The following is a 20,135-nucleotide window of genomic DNA, read 5'->3' as shown; positions in this document are numbered from 1 at the left end:
GCTTAACTCCCCACGCATGTGGGGAGTTTTCTGAGTGGCTTATGAGCCAACAGAAACCTATCAGATTGTAATCCTTCCTAAATTTAAAAAAGTGAGCTGAGCTGTGTCGGCTAGTATCGAAGAAATTCTTACGCAGGCCTTACAAGCGCTTGCACATGCAAATGACCTTACCGAACTGGACCAGGTAAGAGTCAATTATCTCGGCAAAAAAGGCCTGTTTACTCAGCACATGAAAGAGCTGGGCAATCTTGACCCTGAACAGCGTAAAAGCGTTGGTCAAGTCATCAATACCGCCAAAACGGCATTTCAGGAAGCGCTTGACAGCCGCAAACAGTCATTGGAAGCCGAACAACTTCAAGCTCGCCTAGCCAATGAATACGTCGACGTCACCCTGCCCGGCCGAGGTCAAAGCGTGGCCGGCTTACATCCGGTAACCATTACCTTGCGTCGCATATCCAAAATCTTTGCCAGCGTCGGCTTTGATGTGGTTGAAGGGCCGGAAATCGAGGATGATTATCATAACTTCGGCGCTCTAAACATCCCGGAACATCATCCAGCCCGAGCGATGCACGATACCTTCTATTTTGATGCACACACAGTTTTACGAACCCATACCTCGCCAGTACAAATTCGAGTCATGGAATCAGAGCAACCACCATTAAAAGTTATTGCGCCTGGTCGCGTCTATCGCTGCGACTCGGATTTGACCCACACCCCCATGTTTCATCAGGTGGAAGGCTTTTTGGTTGATACCGACGTCAGCTTCGCCGACTTAAAAGGCGTGGTTTTCGAATTTCTGCGGGCATTTTTCGAAAAAGACATACAAGTACGCTTTCGCCCATCCTATTTTCCATTTACCGAACCTTCAGCCGAAGTCGATATCGAATGCGTCATCTGCGATGGCAAGGGCTGTCGTGTCTGCAGCCACACCGGCTGGCTGGAAGTCATGGGTTGCGGCATGATACATCCGGAAGTATTCAAATCGGTCAATATCGATAACGAACGCTATTCCGGCTTTGCCTTTGGCATGGGTGTCGAACGCTTGGCGATGCTGAGATACGGCATTAACGATTTAAGAATGTTTTTCGAAAACGATCTTAAGTTTTTACAACAGTTTAATTAAGGGCAACTTGAGTCATGCAAGTAAGTGAAGCGTGGTTGAGAGAATTCATCAACCCACCTGTAAATACAGCAGAACTAGCCGAACAATTGACCATGGCCGGCCTGGAAGTGGACGCCCTGCAACCGGTTGCAGCGTCATTCAGTGGCGTGGTGGTAGGCGAAGTCATCAGCACAGAACAGCATCCTAATGCCGACAAACTCAAAGTCTGCCAAGTCAATGTTGGTCAAAGCCAGCCATTACAAATCGTCTGCGGCGCCAGCAATGTCCGTCCAGGTTTAAAAATTCCCGCCGCACTCATCGGCGCTGTATTACCTGGTGACTTTAAAATAAAAGAATCCAAATTACGCGGCGAACTGTCTTTTGGCATGCTGTGCTCCGAAAAAGAATTGGGCATGGCGACCAGCTCCGAGGGCTTGATGGAATTAGTCGACGATGCCCCGGTTGGTTGTGACATTCGCGACTATCTGGCCCTGAACGACCACATGATTGAGCTAGGCCTAACCCCCAATCGTGCTGATTGCCTTAGTGTAGAAGGGATCGCCCGCGAAGTGGCTGTGCTGAATAAACTAACGTTTCAGCAACTGCCATGCGAAGCCAGCCCGATACACCATCAGGAAACTCTGAGCATTCAAATTGAACAACCTAACGACTGTCCGGCTTATTTGGGACGCTTGATCAAAAACATCAACGCCCATGCGGTCACACCATTATGGATGCAGGAACGTCTGCGTCGCAGTGGCATCAGAAGCTTGAGCCCGGTAGTGGATGTCACTAATTATGTATTGCTGGAATTGGGACAACCTTTGCACGCTTTTGATGCCGCCAAGTTGTCCGCTCCCATAGTGGTTAGAAACAGTCACGCCGGTGAAAGTTTGAGCTTGCTGAACGATCAAACCGTTGAGCTGGACGGCGAAACCTTAGTCATTGCCGATCAAAAGCAAGCCTTGGCCTTTGCTGGTGTGATGGGCGGCAGCGCTAGCGCTGTTTCAGATACAACCCAAGATATCTTCTTGGAATGTGCATTTTTCAACCCCCTTAGCATCGCCGGCAAAGCGCGCAAATTTGGCTTGCACACTGATTCATCACATCGTTTCGAACGTGGGGTTGATTTTACCTTGCAACAGCGTGCGATGGAACGTGCCACACAACTGATCGTCGAGATTGCTGGCGGCAGCGTCGGCCCTATCAATGCTGTTATCAACCAGGAACAACTCCCTGCCCGTCAGCCGGTTAATTTACGTCGACAACGCATTGAAAAAGTCCTGGGTATTACATTAGCTAACGACGAAATTACCAGTCTGTTCCAAGGCCTGGGTATGCAGGTTGTTGAAAACGCCGATGGCTGGGAAATCACTCCACCGGGCTTTCGTTTCGACATTGCCATAGAAGCTGATTTGTTGGAAGAAATTGGCCGTATCGTTGGCTATAACAACCTGCCAAGCAGCAGCTTGCTGATGCGCGCAGCTCTGGGCAAAGCGCCTGAGGCAACCTTATCCCTGGCCAGATTGCAAGATTGCCTGGTGGATAGAGATTATCAGGAAGCGATTACCTACAGCTTCGTCGATGAAGCCATACAAAACGCAGTTGCGCCTAATGCTGAATTTATCCACATACAAAACCCGATTTCATCAGATCTGGCTGTGATGCGTACGACATTGTGGTGCGGTTTATTAAATGCGGCTCAATACAATGTCAATCGTCAACAAACTCGGGTACGTTTGTTTGAAACCGGTTTGCGTTTTGTGCGTCACGAAGATGAAACCTTACAACAAAAAATGCTGGCAGGTTTGGCACTAGGTAGCGCCTATGCCGAACAATGGGGCGAAAAAACCCGAAACGTTGATTTTTTCGACATCAAAGCGGATATCGAAGCTTTGTTAAGCTTATCGGCCCATGACCTGACATTCAGACCGGCGCAACATCCGGCGTTACATCCAGGCCAAACCGCTGAGATTATCGATGCCTTTGCTAATGTGGTTGGCTTGCTGGGCATGCTGCATCCAAACCTGGAAAAACAATTGGGTTTTGATAGCCCTGTTTTCCTTTTTGAATTGGAACAAGACGCCATCTTGCAACGCTCGATACCTAAGTTTACCCAGTTATCGAAATTTCCATCCGTTCGCCGCGACATGGCACTCCTGGTGCGTCAGCAGGTTACCGCCCAAGAGATCATTGACTGTATCAACAATAGTAAAGAAGCCGCCGTTCGTGAAGTGGCAATTTTCGATATTTACCAAGGCAAAGGCATCGAAGAGGGGTTTAAAAGTGTCGCATTGAGTCTAATTTTACAAGATTTCACCCAAACCCTTACCGACTCTGAAATTGATGCTATATTTCGAAGACTGCTGGAAAATATGACGGCACAACTAAATGCAAAATTGAGGGCGTGATTGTGGCATTAACTAAAGCCGATATTGCAGAAAAACTATTTGAAGATTTAGGCCTGAACAAACGGGAAGCCAAAGAAATCGTTGAACTATTTTTCGAAGAAATAAAAAGCTCACTTGAAAGTGGCGAACAAGTCAAAATTTCCGGTTTCGGGAAATTTGAACTGCGTGATAAAAGCGCTCGCCCAGGAAGAAACCCAAAAACCGGTGAAGAAATACCCATTACACCACGTCGTGTAGTAACATTCAGAACTGGACAAAAACTAAAAGCCCGAGTAGAAGCCTATGCTGGAACCCAGTAATAACAACGAATTACCAGTCATACCGGCCAAACGCTACTTTACCATCGGCGAAGTCAGCGAATTGTGCGGTGTAAAGCCTCATGTATTGCGATACTGGGAACAGGAGTTTACTGAATTAAGCCCTGTTAAGCGACGCGGAAACCGCCGCTATTACCAGCGTCATGATGTGTTATTGATTCGCCAGATTCGTGCCCTACTCTACGAGCAAGGTTACACCATAGGCGGCGCTCGAGCGCACTTGACCAGCGACACTGCCAAGGAAGACTCCCTGCGCACCAAGCAACTTATCCATCAAATGATAGGTGAATTAGAGGATATTTTAGAGCTGTTAAAGTAACCATTTGGCAAACATGTGGTAATATACCGCCTGTTTGCCGGTTCCGGTAAAAGCTTAAAATCAGTTAAATTCGGGGCGTAGCGCAGTCTGGTAGCGCACTTGTCTGGGGGACAAGGGGTCACAGGTTCGAATCCTGTCGTTCCGACCAATAAAAACAAGCATTTAGAAAATCAAGAAAATTGAAAAGTTGGCAAAGTGCAGTTTCGGGATACATTCCGGGATACATTTTTCAAACACTGTAAAAATCCAACCAGAAAAAAACGGCTTTGCTCGGTAATAGTTTCAGTTGGACAATCATATTGAGCGTTTAGTTAGTGGGCTTTTTCAATTTTCAAGAATTGCTTATCGAAAATTTACCTAGGGCGACGCAAAGGGTGGAGTGATTTGTGGAGTTTTAAGCCGCCCTACCGCCCCATCAACTTGTTCAACTCAGCCATTACAGAATTGGCTAACTGAGAACCGCCGTGCCTATCTGGATGCACAAGTTGCCTAACCTTTTTCATCAATGGCTTTGGTATAACATAACCATTGCTAGAGTCTTCGGTGTCACTATCGCGATTGCGTTTAGCTCGAGCATAACAGCGCTTGCAAATGCGCTGCCAATCTCCAACCTGCTCAAAATACTTTAAACATTCCGGGCATCGTTTCACTGTCATAACGACACCTCGATAGTTTTATTTTTTGCTGCGGGACGTTTGCTAATGCTAAAGTTGCTAAAGTTGCTAATATTCACCCTAAACCACTTCATCTTTAGCAAAATTAGCAGGATTAGCATTAGCAACTGTCAGTAAAGCGGGATTCACCTTTAAGGTAATGCGTTTACCATTCTTGTGAACTATCAGTCGATCAAGCTCACACAATTCTGTAATGGCCTCATCAAGTAGCTTTTTCGTGCGCAATGGGCCGTATTGCATACAATCGCTTTTACCGACCAAGTGCGTACGTTCGCGCCTACAATATTCAACCAACCAACTGTCTAACCTGGCAGCATTTGCCAACTCGACCGGTAAAGCCAATTCACCAAAAAATCTTCTCGACTCGTGCAAGTGCCACGCCACAATCTTACTGGCAGCTAGAAAACTATCAGCCTCGATTGCACTATCTTTGCCATGCTGGAATACCTGAAACAATGCTGCCAATCTTGCGGCATTATCGGCGGCTTTGCTGGCGACATCTCGAACATCGTACAGCTTGCCACCCGCGCTAAGTTGGGCTTCTAATGAGTCATGAAACATAATCCAAAGTCTTTTTGCATCCGGGGTAAATTCCATCATCGCCGGAACCAGCCAGCCACCGGCGGTAATCGGCACATCCATTTTTAAAATTTCTGCAATGCGCTGATTAAATATTTCCAGCTTGGGCCAGCTATCCGGCGCCTCAGTAAATGACCGGCTCCCCTGGGTACTATCGGGCCATGCAACAAGAAACCTTGCAAGAAAACCCGTACCCCGCGCCAACCCGGACGACTTATCGAAAAACGACTTTAATGTCGATTCTTGAATCTGTAGCGCAACTGTCAGTCTCGCACCTCGAACAGTAAAACTCTCGGAAGTCTTGCGACCTATCGACAACTCGCCACCATCCCAAAGCGTATTCAATAGCGCCAGATTTCGCATTGCACTATCCGTGCCTATGCCATGACTTCCCAAGACAGTACCAGCCTCGGACGATACCACGCCGGAACTAGGCCATTTTTTAGCCAAACTCCATGACAGCGCCTCGGGCGTTTCATCACCCAATATCAACCTGGGCACGCGTGGCGCTTTTGGCTCCTGAGTTTCCAACTCCAGTAAATCTTCACGCAGCGCCTGTGTTGAATTGCCTTTTTTGCCACTATCTCGAATCGCTGCCAGCAAACCTTCTTTTTCGGCATTCCAGGCGGCAAACTCTGAAAAATATTCCATTATTTTCGGCGCTGAGGCTTCGGCTTGCTCGGTTTCATATTTGCGAATCTCGCTGGTAAAAAAAGAATCACAGGTTGATTTTCTCTCGCCGGACTCAGCTATCGACAGCATGAATAAACCCGCGGGGCCATGCAGCTTATTGGCGCGTCTAACATCAACATGCGCCTGGATGGATAGCGACAGTGCCGCCAGTGCGGAACACGCCACCAGCGAAACCGGGCATTTTACAAAGTCGTGAACTTCGGTTACGGCCTCTCGAATGGTTGTGGGCAGTGCATCAAGTGGATAAGGCAATGCTTCGATTTTTGCGGTTAAAGATTGTGGCCTTTGCCACCCCGGTTCGTCGATTCGATCATCAAAAGCACTCATCGGCTTACCTCGCGTTTAATGCTTGAAATAGTTTTCATGGCCTGGAGTAGTCTTGTGCGGTCAACATCGCTTATCACTTTTCCATTAAAGCAATCCATCAAGCCAAGGCTCAAAACACAAGCCTCTCGTGAGCAAAGCTGTATCAATTCAGACGCGTTAAACTTCGGTGGTCGCTTGGCTTTAGCGCCATATTCGATTGTTTTCTCGGGGAATAAGTCGCTAATCTCCAGGCCGATACTTTGCACAATGTCATCAACGCTACAGCCAGCAAAGCAGTGAACCAGAATTTTGTCATCGACCAACTTAATGCCTAAGCTTGGCGACCTGTCATCATGCGCCGGACATTTTGCCAGCCACTTGTCAGCGCCGGATTTTTTAACGCCAGACAGACGTTCTAAAACTTTATTAATCATTTTTAGCTTTCCTTGCCGGTATTGTTTCAATTCGATACAATGAAAACGTGTTGATTTTTCATGTACCAGAACCCCGGCTCAATTTGTTTGAGTGCGGGGTTTTTTATGCTTCAGCGCCTACAGTGGTTATTAGGGAACGAATATCCTCGGCACGCCATACTGTCGTTCTAGGGCCTAGCTTTAATGGTTGCGGGTATTTGCCAGCTTTGACACCCGCCCACCAACTCGACTTTGACACAGGAATGATCGAGGGGACGATTTGCGAAACGCGTAAAAAGCCGGTTTCAGGGATTTGTATCATGGTTTTATCTCCAGGATTTTGGGCAAAAAAAAACCCGGTTCACGTGAAGCGAATCCGGGTTTAGGGTAAATTTTGGGCATAAAAAAAGCCCGTTCAGTCTCCTGAGCAGGCTTAGTCATAAGAAATTTGGCGTTATTGAATACGCTGGGGGATTGTGGTGAGCTGTCGATCAGTCGCAAGACTTTTCGAAAGCTATTGGTTCATTTTCAATTACGGGAAATTACATAGCATTATTAGCCAAATGTCAAATACAGCTTCGACCAATAATGTTTAATACTGGTTTTTAAGGGCATAAAAAAAGCCCGTTCAGTCTCCTGAACAGGCTTTGGTGCAATTATGGGAAATTACACAGCATTATTGCGCCAGTGTCAAATACAACCAAAATCAATAGCGTTTAATACTGTTTTTTAAGGGCATAAAAAAAGCCCGTTCAGGAAGCTGAGCGGGCTTTGGTGCAATTATGGGAAATTACACAGCATTATTGCGGCAATGTCAAATACAATCTCGACCAATAATGTTTAATACAGGTTTTTAATGCGCTTAAATGGCAACACATTAGCATTGTCGCCAGTCAAAACAGCCAGCCGTTCGCCTATCAAGTCCCACGCAGCCATTTTTTCATCAATCAGCTTTTGGTGCTGATAAACCCGCTTAAGTTTATTTTCTTCGGAATGGTTTAAGCATTTTTCGATAACGTCACCACTCACGCCTAAATCGCCCATCAGGGTTGCGCCACTTCGCCTTAAGTCGTGTGGTGTCCACTTGCCACCGGGTAACACTAGCGACTGATTAGCTTTGGTTCTGCATTGGTGTATGACTGGATTTTGCCGGGAGTCGATCTGCTTGGACAGACTTTTATCGCAAACATGACCAGTGCCACCCCGGTTCGAGAATAGCCAAATATCATGCTGTTTAAACTCTGCCAGTCGCTGAAATTGAGCCAACGCAAAGTCTGAAAGGTGGATTGCGTGCGCTTTGCCATTTTTGGAATTTTCAGCGGGTATGTTCCATAACTTGTTCTGAATATCAACATGCTGCCATTGCGCTTTGCTGATTTCACCCACCCGGCATAGCGTCGATAGCATCAGCCAGATTGCACACTCTGTACTCGGGATAAAACCAGCATCCGGCATCTTGGTTTTAAGCAGCTTGATTTCATCTTGCGATAAAACCCGATCTCGTTCGGTCGGTTTGACCGTCGTATCCGCAAGCGCCAAGTTTGCTGTAGGGTCAAACTCGATAACATCCCGGCTCACTGCAAAACGGAACATTTGCCGCATCAGTTTTAAAACATTGCGTGCCGTATGCTTTGAACCACGCTTTATCAGCTCGTCCACCACTTCGGTGATGTGGCCTTTCTTTATCTCAGTCACAACCAAATCGCCAATAACAGGCAATACATCTTTTGCAAACATGCGTTTGATCTCTGGCAAGTCTTTGCGCTCAATCAGCTTAGTACTCACCCAACGCTCGAACAAATGATTAACGCTAATCAGCGCCTCCAGTCGGGCCAGTTCGGCTTGTTCGGCTAACTGGTCAGCTCGGTTACGCTCAATCGTCAATTTAGCTTCATCAGCCGGATTTTTACCCTGCTTAAGCCAATCTTTGAACGTGTTACGCTTGTTTCGGGCCTCTGGCAGCGACTTTGCCTTGATGGTCATCCATATCTGCTTACCATGCGCCAAATACCTAAAACGAAACGATACCGCCCCACCCTCAGCAATCGACCGGATGCGAATATACAAACCGCCACCATCTGCAATATTCTGCTCTTTGTCAGCTGGCTTCAAATTTCGATAAGCCAAATCTGTAATTTTATTGGTTGCCATGATTCACTTGTCCATTTTTCCGGGATACATTCCGGGATACATTTTTTATTAGATTTGATTAAATCACGTTGGACACTATCAGACAACCAATATCATTATATTATTGATTATGCTTGGTTTAATGGCTATTCTGTACTTAGCTGGACAGTATAAAACAACCATTTACTTTTCTTGGGGACAAGGGGTAACAGGTTCGAATCCTGTCGTTCCGACCAAAAGAATCAATAAGTTACAAATTCAAGAAAAACAGAAAGCCATCAAAATTGGTTTTCGGTATAACATCCGGTACAACAATTTCAAACACTGTAAAAATCAAACCAAAAAATGCCGGCATTACCCGGCCCTGCATTTTTATCTAAAGCCCTGTTCATAGCCTAGTTCGATTACATCCAGATTCACTCAAGCAGAATGTAACAACTGCCCGGTATCTGCCAGCAATTCTAAAGCCTTATAGCTAGCCATATCGGCATCAAAACATCCTCTATCCGGGCGTACAGCGACGCGATTTCGTTTTCTGTAATCATTGATTGCGCATTTTGAAGGTGACGTTTTGTCAGGTAGTGTGATTTCGTTATTGTGTTGTGCAACAATAATTAAACGTTGATCATTTATACCTAGCAATCAAAATATAGTAGGGATGAGCGCCACAATGGTTAGCATAGGTTTGATATCAACGTACTTGGGGCTGATTATGACGCACGTCAGATTACCTTACAGGCAGCTATTTCACTAAAAACTTCCATACCGACTAACTCCCGCCCCCTGATAATTTGCATAGATATGCTGGTAAACCAGTAAACTTCTAATATCAAGCTCATCATCCAGATAAGGCTCTTGCGGCAACCATTGTAAGCCGTGATCAATCATGGTTTTCACTTGTGCGGTCACCTGGGTACTTTCCCGCCAACGTTCGATTTTCAGTTTTTCGGCTTTCAAGGTTGCCAGAGTCTGTTTCGCTACGTCTTTGACTTTATCCCTTTCCTGTTTCGTCAACTCCGGCTTTTTCAGTAAATCAAAAATCGCCAAAGTTTCTTCATCCAACCCTTCGCGCATAGCCCGTTTCATTTCCGACGACAGATCGTTCTGCATAAAATCATTTAGCTTATCAAAAGCTTTCTGTACGGCCTGAATATCCTTACCTTGGTTATATTCTTCGATGATCTTTTTGTACTTCTCGTAAAACTCTAGGCGGATCGGATTTTGCTGAATCATTTGATCCAGCTTTTTCTGAATAGCGGCTTGCAGATCAAATACAACTACATTTTTTTGACTGGATTTAGCAAATGCAGCTCTAAGTTTATCGAAATCCAATGAACTTAAATCCACATAATCGACATCACGCACTTCATTTTTATGAGTGCTGACACTGATGCTAACTTCCTGCTGAAGCCTACGAATAACATCGCTAATATCGGCCTGCATGATTTTTTGATTGAGCTGATCGTAAATTGCTTTAATCGCATTAAATTGTTTCAGAAAAGGCTCAACCTCAGGCTCCGGGAACAAGGCCTTGTATTTTCGAAACACATTTCGCGCTGCAACTTCAAATTGAATTCGGGAGGTTTCGTTTAAACAAACTGCATTAGCCCCTTGCTTTAGATGGCTTAATCTTTCCAGCGCACTATTGGCATTTACCAGCTTATCTAAATCAAACTGTATTTCCTTCAAAAATTCGCGGACCGCCAAAATTGCTGAGTCTAATTCACCTACCATTTCCACTAACTTTTCTACCGGCCTGCCTGTCTCACCACCCTTACCCCCCGTTTTGGATTTTCCTTTGTAACCGCCTTCACCATAAACAGCATAGGCTTTTTCCAATTGCTTATAAACATTGCCATAGTCGACAATCAAGCCGTTTTCCTTCTCATCGTCATAGACTCGGTTAGCACGAGCTATGGTTTGCATCAAGGTATGACCTTTGATGGGCTTATCCAAATACACAGTCGACAAACACGGCACATCAAAACCGGTAATCCACATCGCACAGACTATTACCAACCGAAAAGGATTGTTTTCATCCTTAAATTCGGTTTCCAAATCGCGGTCCACCATTTTTTTGCGATGTGGCTCTATATCCAAGCCCAGCTTTGCAAATTTATTCACCTCATTTTGTTCGCTGCTGACCACAACGCATACTTCGGTTTCTTCAACCCGTTTCAAATGATGCTTAAGTTGTAACTCTTCTTGTTGATCCTGCGCATCAGCAATACGCTGCTTCAGTTCGGCGACATACACCGGCCAATACTTCATGACCAAACCATGCATGCGCACCGCTGTTGGTTTATCCAATGCCACAAACATAGCCTTACCTTGATAACCACGATCATTGAAATGCCATACCAAATCCTTGGCTATCGCATCCAGCCTGCTTTCGGCGGTCAAAATGGGATAATCGCGCTTAAATTCCCTTTCCAGTTTTCGTCGTTGGTCGTCATCCAGTTCGACATCATTGATAATTTCTGCCATTCGTTCGTCGAGATCGGGATTCTCTATACCCAGTTTTTCGCCCCGATTCAGATATCGCAAAGGCAACGTCGCGCCATCCTCAATAGCCCGCTTAAAGTCGTAAACTGATATATAGTCGCCAAAGATATTTCGCGTCAGTTCCAGTTCGTCTTTAATAATCGGAGTGCCGGTAAAGCCCAGATAAGACGCGTTGGGAATGGCTTTAAAACGCATATTGCCGGCAAAGAAATCGCCGCCCTGAGTGCGGTGAGCTTCATCGGAAATTACAATAATATTGCTGCGGTCGGTAATGAGAGGATATTCAGTTTCTTTTTTAGGATCGTAGGAAAACTTGTGAATCAACGTGAAAACATAGCGATGATTCTCCGCCAACAACTGGCGCAAATGTGCTCGGTTTTTTGCCCTGACATTATCCTCGGTCACCACGCCAACCCCACTAAAGGTATCGTAAAGCTGACTCTCCAATTCGGTTCTATCCACCACCAACAAAAAGGTATAAGAGCCGCCGAATTTACGCAGAATTTTCTGACAAATAAACACCATGGAATAAGATTTTCCGGAGCCTTGAGTATGTCAGAACACCCCAAGTTTACCTTTAAGGGTTTCAATATTGGCAGATTGATCGACCACCTTGTTCACACCAATATATTGATGGTTCTTGGTCATGATCTTGGTGATTTCCGATCCTTCACCATCAAACAGCAAAAAGTTCTCGAACAAGTCCAGCAAGCGGCGTGGTGCGCAAGTGCCTCGCAATAAGGTATCCAGGCTCACCACGCCCTCGTCGTCTTCCTCGATGCGCTTCCATTCCATAAAAAACTTATAAGGACTGGTCAGCGTACCTACCCGACTATCGATGCCATTGCTGAGAATGATAAAGGCATTGAAATACAAAATTTCAGGATTGGACGTTTTGTAACTACTCAGATTGTTATCAAAGGCATGCCGCAAATCGGTGTGATGCGCCTTCAGCTCAAAAAACACCAATGGGATTCCGTTCACAAAGCCAATCACATCCGGGCGGCAGTTATACAACTTGCCCACCACCTCAAATTGCCTAACGGCTAGAAAATGATTATTTGCCGGCTGGTCGAAATCAAACACCTGCAGGCGCTTTATCTGCAACACGCCTTTGTCATCCTGATAACTGACCGGTACGCCTTTAACCAACAGCTCATGTTTGTCTTTGTTAATGGCGGCCAAATACTTATCCGCTGCCGCTTCGGTCAACAAATCCACCGTTTGCTGATAGGCAGTGTGCGGCAAATCCGGATTCAGCAGCCGCAAAGCCTGCAATAGATAACGCGCCAGAATTACTTCGGATTTATTGAAACGCCCCAGCAAGCCATCGCTACGGTCGGTTTGAGTGGCTAACGACTCCTGATGCCAGGCGGTCAGCACCGTCCAGCCTAAATTTTCCAGCACTTCCTGTGTGGCGGTCTCAACCAGGCCGTCTTCCGAATATTCGTAACTCATGGCAATAATCGTGTTCCGTTAGTAGATAGGTTAGTCAGATTTTCCGAATGACAGTTAAATAACAAGTGATTGATTTATAGCTACTATTGTCTATTTTCCGAATTGCAGTCACATAAAAGTCCAAACGACACTCTCTTTTGAAGCGGTATACAATTTGCCATTAGTATGGGCTAACCTGGATTCACTAAACAAAACATCATTACGCAGCAAATGGGCATTGAAAGCATATAGCAAGCTATTGATTTAAAAGCGCTATGCAAGAATTTCCGAATTACAGTCAAATAAAGAATCATACCCAGTAAGGCCAATACACGGCAAACTTCTGCGAGCTTTCCGGGTCTTTCGGCTTAATTTTGCCTTCGTTCATTGCTTCCTTGATTAAGCGTGAGATCTGCGAACTCTGTTTCTCATGCATCCCAAACCGCTTCCTCAACGAGGCGTTGTTCATGCCACCGGCGCCATAATATTGGATGATGCTGTGTTGGTAACAAGCCTCGATGCGTTCTTCCCGCGTCATCTCGGCAAATGTCTTGGGGCTGTACATAATCACTTTAAACGAACTATCGGTTTCTTCCATCTTCAGCGGCGGCAAACCAAATAGCTCAATCCCGGTAATCGCCTTCTCAAAACCGGAACCACGCTCCTCGCAAATATTAAAGCGTCTGAATGCGGCGGCCAGCACTTCATTCCGCGACTCCGGCGTGGCCCGAATCAAACGATCAATCTTCTTGCCGGGCAACAACTTACCGGGGCTGGATATTTCAATCCGATCAGCAAAAATCTCAATCATTGGCCCGCTACCGCGTATCGTAAAATCTTGGTGAATCAAAGCATTCGCTATCAACTCGCGCAGAGCAATCTCAGAATACATCGAAGCATCGGTACGCAAAGCATGTTTGATCACCTCGCTGCCCGGCAAAATGCCTTTCAAAAACTGAATCAGTCCTTCAAAGCCAATGGCATAACCCTTATTACCCGGAAACTCCTTGCTGCCTTGGGTTTTGGTTTTGCCTTCATACTGAATCACCCGCACCGCTTTACGTGCCAAACCATCAAACTGCGACAGGTTTTGCGCGGCGGCCAATGCGCCGAAATTGGTAATGTAATAGCCTTTGCCATCCACGTCTTCAATCATCTTTTCCTGTTGCAGCCAATAGATGATTTCCTCGACATTATTGGGCGTCGGTTTTTTCAACAAGGCATGAATCCCGGCCACATCCAGCAAGGTCATCACCTCGGTGGCATTTTTCAAGGTCGAAGCATGTAACTCTTCAAACACCGGGGTTTTGCTGTTCAACATCAACGCCCCGACATCCTGCCGCGATGCCTTGCGGGTACTGCCGCCGCTACGGATAAAGCTGTCCTCGATACTCTTATGCGCCAAGTGCACCGGCTTTACCGCGCTCTCCTTGATATGCACAAACAACAGCGGGCAATCATTAAACAGCTCGATGGCGTGATCCATGCTCACCAACGGCTCTACCCCGGCTCGACAAAGATTCGCCAGTTGTTCAACAATCTTGTTAGCACTCGCTTTGTCGATACCAACCGCCTTGCCGGTTGCATCTTCCAGCCCAAACACCAGAAAGCCGCCGCCAGGCAAATTGGCAAAGGCACACAAGTGCTGGCACAACTTATCTTTTTTTGGTGACAGATTGGATTTCCAGTCCAGTTCATTCAACTCCTGCGGCACCGGCGACAGGCTGCTTTGCAGGTAAGTAATGGCTTTGCTGGTCCAGGGTTTCATGCGTATAGCCTCAAACCCAAAACAGGCAGCGGCAGGGATGACTGGAAAGTCAGGCAGATCATACGGCTTGCGGCTCTTGCGTCGAAGCTGACGGGTTGCTGAATGGCTCCGGCAAAACCAACTGCTCGACATCGATCATGCCGGTCATCAGGCGGGGTAACAGGATGTCGCGGGCTTCTTTGAGGAGTTGGTTTTGTTTTGCAAGTGTATTCTTGGCTATAAAGTTGTTAAGTACCTTGTCTGAAAACAGTTTAATTAAAGTATCAGCAGGCTTAATTATTTTTATTTTTTCAAAGTCATTTTGGTTTATTGCTGGATAAGCTGCGCCACCGGCAACTGCAACGGCTTTATCTACGAAGGATTGATTCGCAACAGTTAGATAAACAAATGGAAAAGTTTCCTCAATTTTGGGTGTTAGCACAGCAAAACCCGTTGATGCCACTAACATCGGATCATCTTCCAAAATAAGACTATAGGTTTTGCGGTTAGGTCTTACTGTCGAAAAAATAGTATCGCCAAAATTTACCTTTCTACGAGCTCGACTTGGAGCCTCCGCATAACTCATTATTTGTGGTATTTGGTAAAAGCCTGTGTCAACAGAAGCGATATCAATGTATTTAATTGTTTCAGGTGCATCTTTTGCTTTTATTGAATTGGCATTAATAAAGCTGATTACTGTTATTTCAGCTTCATTCCACCCCACCGGCAACCCCGTTGCCGAATCCAGCGGTGTGGTTTCGTGACCGGGGAATTTCAGGCGCACAAACCATTCTTCGTAGGTGATTTGCGCCATTTCTTCCAACAGCTTGATGCGTTTCAAATTGTTTTCAATCAGGTCGTCGTAGGCGGATAGGATGCGGGTAATTTTTCTACGCTCAGAGGCAGGTGGCCAGGGAATTTTAAAAGTTAGAAGTTTCTCTAAGCTTAAGTTCTCGCGGGCAGCTCCTTCAGAAATATTTTTTAGCTGAACTTTAAGAAGCTCCAAATAATATTTTAAAAAATAATTATCTAATTCTCCTTCATAAGCATTAAAACCAATAACACTATCTGGAAAACAAGAATCGAATCCGAGTATTGCTGACTCAGCAGTGTTTGCACCAACAATGGAAATACATAATGTACCAGTTGGCCAAAGTTTACTTTGAGCCAAACCAAAGTCGCTGTAGGTTTGAGTGAATTGAGTAATTTTAAAGTCAGCAGACTGGATGTCTCCTGTTTGAATAAATGGATATTTGCCACCGTAAAGGACGGAATCATTTCTTGGTCTATGTCTCGATTTACCGCGACCAATGTTTCCAATTTCTTCAAAGCCTTTTTTTGCCCAGTTTATTTTCACAGCGTTCCTTAAAGCATTCAGTTATCTTGGTATGACGAATTGATATTTATAAAACGACGTTTTGAATTAAGCTCATTAAATCATTTGCCTTGGTATTCAATCCGTCCAGTTGCTGATGGATTTCTGTCATCCTACCCTGATAATCAAAATCCTCATCCACCTGGATGCTGTAACCCACATAGCGCCCCGGCGTCAGGCTGTAGTCGTTTTCTGCCACTTCGGCTAAATCGACGATTTTGCATAAGCCTTCGACATCGGCATAGTGGCCGTCGGGAAAGTATTGCAGCAGATGATGCCAGTCTGTTAACGCCTGTTTGTAATCTTGTATCGGTTCGCCGACCTGGCTTTTGCGGTATTGGGTTTGATAGGCGTTGATGGCAGCCGTTAATTCCCGTAGCAGTTTGCCGAATTCTTCCAGTTGCTTTTTACCGGCGCTGTCTTTTTTGTCCAGGGCTTTTTTGGCGGCATCCAGTTGGCTTTTGTAATTTTCCAGCAAAGCCGACAATCTCGGCACTGGGTTTTCAAAGGTTTGCAATAGGGCGTGGCAACTGGCGTAATCAGCATCCTTAGCCAGAATAACGCATTGCGCTAATTCGAGCTGTGCGGCCTTAAAATTCAAGACTGTGTTGTTAAACAGGCTGCCAGCACACTGTTGCCGCAACTCATTGACCGCCTCTAGCAGAATAGCGGCTTGCTCAATGGCTAGTGCTTGCAGTTGCGCAGTGGCTTTATCAATCGCCAGCAAATCGCCGCGATAGGCTTGCATGATGGCGCTGAAGGTGATCAACTGGCCGGGTGAGTAGTCGTTGATGGTGGTGGTGACTTTGCGAAAGGTGTTACGCGCATCGATCATCAAAATTTTGTCGCGGTTTTTTTCACGTTTACCGCGGTCCAGAAACCAGACATGGCAAGGCAGCGAGCGGGTGTAGAAGAAGTTGTTACCCACGGCAACAATGCAATCCACCGCGCCGGTTTCGATTAATTTCTGGCGAATGGCTTTTTCGCTGTTACCGGCATCGGTGGCCGAGCTGGCCATGACAAACCCGGCCCGGCCTGTGGCGTTTAGGTAGTGGTAAAAATACTGTATCCACAAATAGTTGCCGTTGTCGGCTTTGGGGATGCCGACTTCTTTAAACAGGCGCGGGTCGTTTTTGACGTAATCCTTGTCTTTATCGACCTTGTTGACATTAAACGGCGGATTGGCCATCACAAAGTCGCATTTGCCAATCAAGTCGTGCGGGTCGCTATAAAAGCTATTGCTTTCAATGACTTTGCCTTCGATACCGTGTATGGCCAGATTCATCTTCGCCAGTTTGGCGTTGTTGGCTTTTAACTCGGTGCCGTAACATTTGATGGTTTCATTAACGTTTTTGCCGACGCGTTCCTCGATAAAGTGACCGGTTTGCACAAACATGCCGCCGGAACCGCACGCATTGTCATGCACGATGCCGTGGTCGGGCTGAATCATATTTACGATCAGTTGCACCAATGACGGCGGGGTGAAAAACTCGCCGCCTTCCTGCGCGCCCGCACCGCTCATGGAAAACTTCATCAAAAAGTATTCGTAGATACGGCCAAATACATCGCCGGTGAGGTTTTTAACCGCATCCTTGTTGAAGACCCGGATCAGTTCGCGCAGTAAATCCGGGTCCAATTCCTGATAATTCTTCGGCAATATGCCGGCCAGATCGGTGTATTCCTCTTCAATCAGCCGCATGGCGGTATTCAAGGCTTCGCAAATGCCGACGCCTTCCGGTAGATTGGCCAGATAGTCGTATTGCGATTGTTCCGGCACCATCATGGCGCCCGCCGCCAAAAAGTGCTCTTTAGTCAGTTTTGCTTTACCGCGTGGGGTTTCCGGCAAGGACGCCTCAATCGCAATCTTGGCTTGCTCGTAACGGTTTTGTGCGTAACGCAGCAGGATCAAACCTAATACGGGGTCTTTATATTCCGCCGCCGTCAGTTTGGAATTGGCTCGCAGGTTATCGGCACTGGCCCAGAGTTCGGTTTCGAGTTGTTTGATTTGTTGCTGGTTCATGGCGTTGGTAGATCGTCCTAAAGTTTTGCTTCGCGTTGAGTGCGCTCCGGGTCGAATTTTACCAGTTGATGCCGATTTGATGGCTGATAAACAAGTATCCCTATTATCCATTCCGACTTGAATTCATGCCATTGTTTAAGCTTTTTCCGCTCCGGTTGCTAATTTCAAGATTAGCTAGCTAAACAGCCCTCTAAAAACAAGCGGGTGGTTTTGGCAACCCAAACCTCGATGTCGCTCTCTTCCGGCGGCGCTTCCAGGCCTAACTGCAATCTTTGCAAACGTTCGCCGCGTAACACGCTGATAAATTGGTCGGCCAAAAAATTAGGATCGATATTGCGAATCCGCCCTGCCTGCTGGTGGCGAGCAAAAAACTCGGCGAGTTGTGCCAGGGTTCGAGAGGGGCCCTGTTCGTAAAACTGCGTTGCCAGATCCGGAAATTGTTGCGATTCCCCAATCAATATTGCCCGTATCCTCAACACATTCGGGCGAGTGACGCGAAATAAAAACTCGCGCCCGAAAGCAACCAAGCTTTCTTCCAGCGTGCCTTCTTCTGACAGGCTGTCAATAAACTGATCGCTGCAGCGTCTGATTAACGCACCGAACAGACCGGCCTTACCATCAAAATGTCGATAAATAGTCCGCAGCGACACATGTGCATCGCGGGCTATGGTTTCCATACTCAGATTACCGTAGCCATGTTCGAGAAATAACTGCAAAGCCGAATCCAGCACCCGATCCCGGCTTAACAGCTCTTCGCCCTTACTGGGACGTCCACATTTGATCATGTTCTATCACGCATAAAAATAAATTGACTCAATCGAAGATGATACCCTAGACTAAACGGTAATTGATATTACCGTTTTATATTTTGTGTTTTTTGAGGCCTCGACTATGGACGAAAATACCCGCTTACCGCACTTGGTGCAGCCAGCACGCAAGCAATATGGATACCGGCCGAATTTGCGTCAGGTGACAATTGTGCTGGCTTTAGCGTTAATGCTGCCTGGATGCGGCCCATCTTCGGAATCGGCAACGGTTTCGGCTCCGCCGCCTCAAGTAAAAATCGCCCAACCCTTGCATCGACAAACCACGGAATGGGACGAATATACCGGGCGAATCGAGGCAATAAATGCGGTGGATATTCGCGCTCGCGTCGACGGCTATCTGGAAAAAATCAACTTCGTCGCCGGCTCGAAAGTTAATAAAGGCGATTTGTTGTTTCTGATCGATCCCAAACCGTTCAAAGCCCAACTCAACTATGCCCAAGCCGAATTGGAACGCGCCAAAACCAAACAAGAATTGGCTAACAACGATCTGCTGCGCGCCGAAAACCTGCTGCGCGCCAAAGCCATCTCCACCGAAGAATACGACGGTCGAAACAAGGGTTTGCGGGAAGCCGCCGCTGCCGTTAAGTCGGCGGAAGCCAATGTGTATACAGCGAAACTGAATCTGGACTATACCGAAATCAGGGCGCCGATCAGCGGGCGTATCGGCCGCGAAATGATTACCGTCGGCAATCTGATCAATGCCGGCGCAGACTCCACGCCGTTGACAAGCATAGTCTCCACCGATCCCGTGTATGTGTATGTCGATGCCGACGAACAATCGGTATTGAAATACCGTCGGCAAAATCAACAGCTGAAAAACGGTTCCACCGATTTGAAAGGCACGCCGGTGCAACTGGCAATTGCCGACGAAGCCGACTTTCCGCACCAGGGTCAGCTGGACTACCAAGCGCCGAGCGAAGATGCCGCGACCGGTACTATCAGCCTGCGCGGCGTTTTCGCCAATCCCGACGAACTATTGAGTCCGGGCTTTTTCGCCCGCATGCGAGTACAGGGCAGCACCCCTTATTTAGCCACCCTGCTGCCGGATCGGGCCATTGGCACCGACCAGGCCAATCGCTTTGTTTGGGTAGTGAATCAGGATAACCAGGTTGTGTACCGCCAGGTGACGCCGGGGGCTCTCATCGGCTCGCTACGCGTGATCCGTGAAGGCCTGCAACCGGATGACTGGGTAGTCATCGAAGGTGTGCTAAAGCTGAAACCGGGCATAACGGTGACTCCCGAACGCATTTCGCTTGCCGATACGCAAGGAGCGCAATAAG

The 20,135-nt window shown here is 46.8% G+C and carries 15 protein-coding genes, 1 tRNA gene and 1 pseudogene; 6 read left to right on the top strand and 11 right to left on the bottom strand.

What is annotated here, in order from left to right:
• Positions 1-103: 103 nt before the first annotated feature.
• The 5 genes from pheS to A1359_RS09015 all read left to right on the top strand — a co-directional run bounded on the left by pheS (position 104) and on the right by A1359_RS09015 (position 4,297).
• On the top strand, positions 104-1,123 hold the full coding sequence (gene pheS / locus A1359_RS09035; RefSeq protein ID WP_066981248.1) for a phenylalanine--tRNA ligase subunit alpha: 1,020 nt from the start codon (positions 104-106) through the stop codon (positions 1,121-1,123).
• 14 nt (positions 1,124-1,137) lie between these two features.
• Entirely contained in the window at positions 1,138-3,513 is a 2,376-nt protein-coding gene (gene pheT, locus A1359_RS09030) for a phenylalanine--tRNA ligase subunit beta (RefSeq protein ID WP_066981245.1), read from the top strand.
• 2 nt (positions 3,514-3,515) lie between these two features.
• The gene (ihfA, locus tag A1359_RS09025; protein WP_066981339.1) at positions 3,516-3,812 is read left to right on the top strand and encodes an integration host factor subunit alpha; all 297 of its coding nucleotides are present in this window, start codon (positions 3,516-3,518) and stop codon (positions 3,810-3,812) included.
• Positions 3,796-4,149 carry a MerR family transcriptional regulator gene (locus A1359_RS09020; RefSeq protein ID WP_066981243.1) on the top strand — a complete coding sequence of 118 codons (354 nt, stop codon included), beginning with the start codon at positions 3,796-3,798 and terminating at the stop codon, positions 4,147-4,149. The genes ihfA and A1359_RS09020 overlap by 17 nt, the downstream gene beginning before the upstream one ends.
• 71 nt (positions 4,150-4,220) lie before the next feature.
• Positions 4,221-4,297: transfer RNA gene (locus tag A1359_RS09015), tRNA-Pro, on the top strand.
• A gap of 256 nt (positions 4,298-4,553) precedes the next feature.
• Here A1359_RS09015 and A1359_RS09010 read toward each other — a convergent pair.
• The 11 genes and pseudogenes from A1359_RS09010 to A1359_RS08960 form a co-directional block, all read right to left on the bottom strand.
• Positions 4,554-4,805, bottom strand: coding sequence for a hypothetical protein (locus A1359_RS09010; RefSeq protein WP_066981240.1), 252 nt, complete (start codon positions 4,803-4,805; stop codon positions 4,554-4,556).
• 78 nt (positions 4,806-4,883) lie between these two features.
• Positions 4,884-6,422 carry a YfjI family protein gene (locus A1359_RS09005; RefSeq protein WP_066981238.1) on the bottom strand — a complete coding sequence of 513 codons (1,539 nt, stop codon included), beginning with the start codon at positions 6,420-6,422 and terminating at the stop codon, positions 4,884-4,886.
• Complete coding sequence (locus A1359_RS09000) at positions 6,419-6,835, bottom strand: CHC2 zinc finger domain-containing protein (protein ID WP_066981231.1); 417 nt, start codon at positions 6,833-6,835, stop codon at positions 6,419-6,421. The genes A1359_RS09005 and A1359_RS09000 overlap by 4 nt, the downstream gene beginning before the upstream one ends.
• A gap of 103 nt (positions 6,836-6,938) precedes the next feature.
• Positions 6,939-7,136, bottom strand: coding sequence for a helix-turn-helix transcriptional regulator (locus tag A1359_RS08995; protein WP_066981229.1), 198 nt, complete (start codon positions 7,134-7,136; stop codon positions 6,939-6,941).
• 518 nt (positions 7,137-7,654) lie between these two features.
• The gene (locus A1359_RS08990; RefSeq protein ID WP_066981226.1) at positions 7,655-8,965 is read right to left on the bottom strand and encodes a tyrosine-type recombinase/integrase; all 1,311 of its coding nucleotides are present in this window, start codon (positions 8,963-8,965) and stop codon (positions 7,655-7,657) included.
• 729 nt (positions 8,966-9,694) lie between these two features.
• A pseudogene (locus A1359_RS08980) lies at positions 9,695-11,992 on the bottom strand (type I restriction endonuclease subunit R); the annotation flags it as partial.
• Between the two features lie 12 nt (positions 11,993-12,004).
• The gene (locus A1359_RS22760; RefSeq protein ID WP_198159306.1) at positions 12,005-12,907 is read right to left on the bottom strand and encodes a type I restriction endonuclease; all 903 of its coding nucleotides are present in this window, start codon (positions 12,905-12,907) and stop codon (positions 12,005-12,007) included.
• 289 nt (positions 12,908-13,196) lie between these two features.
• Positions 13,197-14,654: an ATP-binding protein gene (locus A1359_RS08975; RefSeq protein WP_066981220.1), complete on the bottom strand. Its 1,458-nt coding sequence runs from the start codon at positions 14,652-14,654 to the stop codon at positions 13,197-13,199.
• Between the two features lie 58 nt (positions 14,655-14,712).
• A complete protein-coding gene (locus A1359_RS08970; protein WP_066981217.1) occupies positions 14,713-15,990 on the bottom strand; it encodes a restriction endonuclease subunit S in 1,278 nt (425 codons plus the stop codon).
• A 46-nt stretch (positions 15,991-16,036) separates the two neighbouring features.
• A complete protein-coding gene (locus A1359_RS08965; RefSeq protein WP_066981214.1) occupies positions 16,037-18,028 on the bottom strand; it encodes a type I restriction-modification system subunit M in 1,992 nt (663 codons plus the stop codon).
• 170 nt (positions 18,029-18,198) lie between these two features.
• Positions 18,199-18,813, bottom strand: coding sequence for a TetR/AcrR family transcriptional regulator (locus A1359_RS08960; RefSeq protein WP_066981211.1), 615 nt, complete (start codon positions 18,811-18,813; stop codon positions 18,199-18,201).
• 106 nt (positions 18,814-18,919) lie between these two features.
• On the opposite strand from A1359_RS08960, the gene A1359_RS08955 reads away from it, so the two are divergent.
• On the top strand, positions 18,920-20,134 hold the full coding sequence (locus tag A1359_RS08955; protein WP_066981209.1) for an efflux RND transporter periplasmic adaptor subunit: 1,215 nt from the start codon (positions 18,920-18,922) through the stop codon (positions 20,132-20,134).
• The last annotated feature ends 1 nt before the right edge of the window (position 20,135 follow it).

The sequence above is a fragment of the Methylomonas lenta genome, assembly GCF_001644015.1.
Lineage (GTDB): Bacteria > Pseudomonadota > Gammaproteobacteria > Methylococcales > Methylomonadaceae > Methylomonas > Methylomonas lenta.
The sequence above is the reverse complement of the archived record's forward strand: the minus strand, read 5'-3'. Positions and strand labels throughout refer to the sequence as shown.

What these genes read in the sequence shown, in the direction of transcription:
- pheT (WP_066981245.1), top strand. Translation starts at nt 1,138, where the DNA reads ATGCAAGTAAGTGAAGCGTGGTTGAGAGAATTCATCAACCCACCTGTA.
- A1359_RS09020 (WP_066981243.1), top strand. Translation starts at nt 3,796, where the DNA reads ATGCTGGAACCCAGTAATAACAACGAATTACCAGTCATACCGGCCAAA.
- A1359_RS09010 (WP_066981240.1), bottom strand. Translation starts at nt 4,805, where the DNA reads ATGACAGTGAAACGATGCCCGGAATGTTTAAAGTATTTTGAGCAGGTT.
- A1359_RS09005 (WP_066981238.1), bottom strand. Translation starts at nt 6,422, where the DNA reads ATGAGTGCTTTTGATGATCGAATCGACGAACCGGGGTGGCAAAGGCCA.
- A1359_RS09000 (WP_066981231.1), bottom strand. Translation starts at nt 6,835, where the DNA reads ATGATTAATAAAGTTTTAGAACGTCTGTCTGGCGTTAAAAAATCCGGC.
- A1359_RS08995 (WP_066981229.1), bottom strand. Translation starts at nt 7,136, where the DNA reads ATGATACAAATCCCTGAAACCGGCTTTTTACGCGTTTCGCAAATCGTC.
- A1359_RS08990 (WP_066981226.1), bottom strand. Translation starts at nt 8,965, where the DNA reads ATGGCAACCAATAAAATTACAGATTTGGCTTATCGAAATTTGAAGCCA.
- A1359_RS22760 (WP_198159306.1), bottom strand. Translation starts at nt 12,907, where the DNA reads ATGAGTTACGAATATTCGGAAGACGGCCTGGTTGAGACCGCCACACAG.
- A1359_RS08975 (WP_066981220.1), bottom strand. Translation starts at nt 14,654, where the DNA reads ATGAAACCCTGGACCAGCAAAGCCATTACTTACCTGCAAAGCAGCCTG.
- A1359_RS08965 (WP_066981214.1), bottom strand. Translation starts at nt 18,028, where the DNA reads ATGAACCAGCAACAAATCAAACAACTCGAAACCGAACTCTGGGCCAGT.
- A1359_RS08960 (WP_066981211.1), bottom strand. Translation starts at nt 18,813, where the DNA reads ATGATCAAATGTGGACGTCCCAGTAAGGGCGAAGAGCTGTTAAGCCGG.
- A1359_RS08955 (WP_066981209.1), top strand. Translation starts at nt 18,920, where the DNA reads ATGGACGAAAATACCCGCTTACCGCACTTGGTGCAGCCAGCACGCAAG.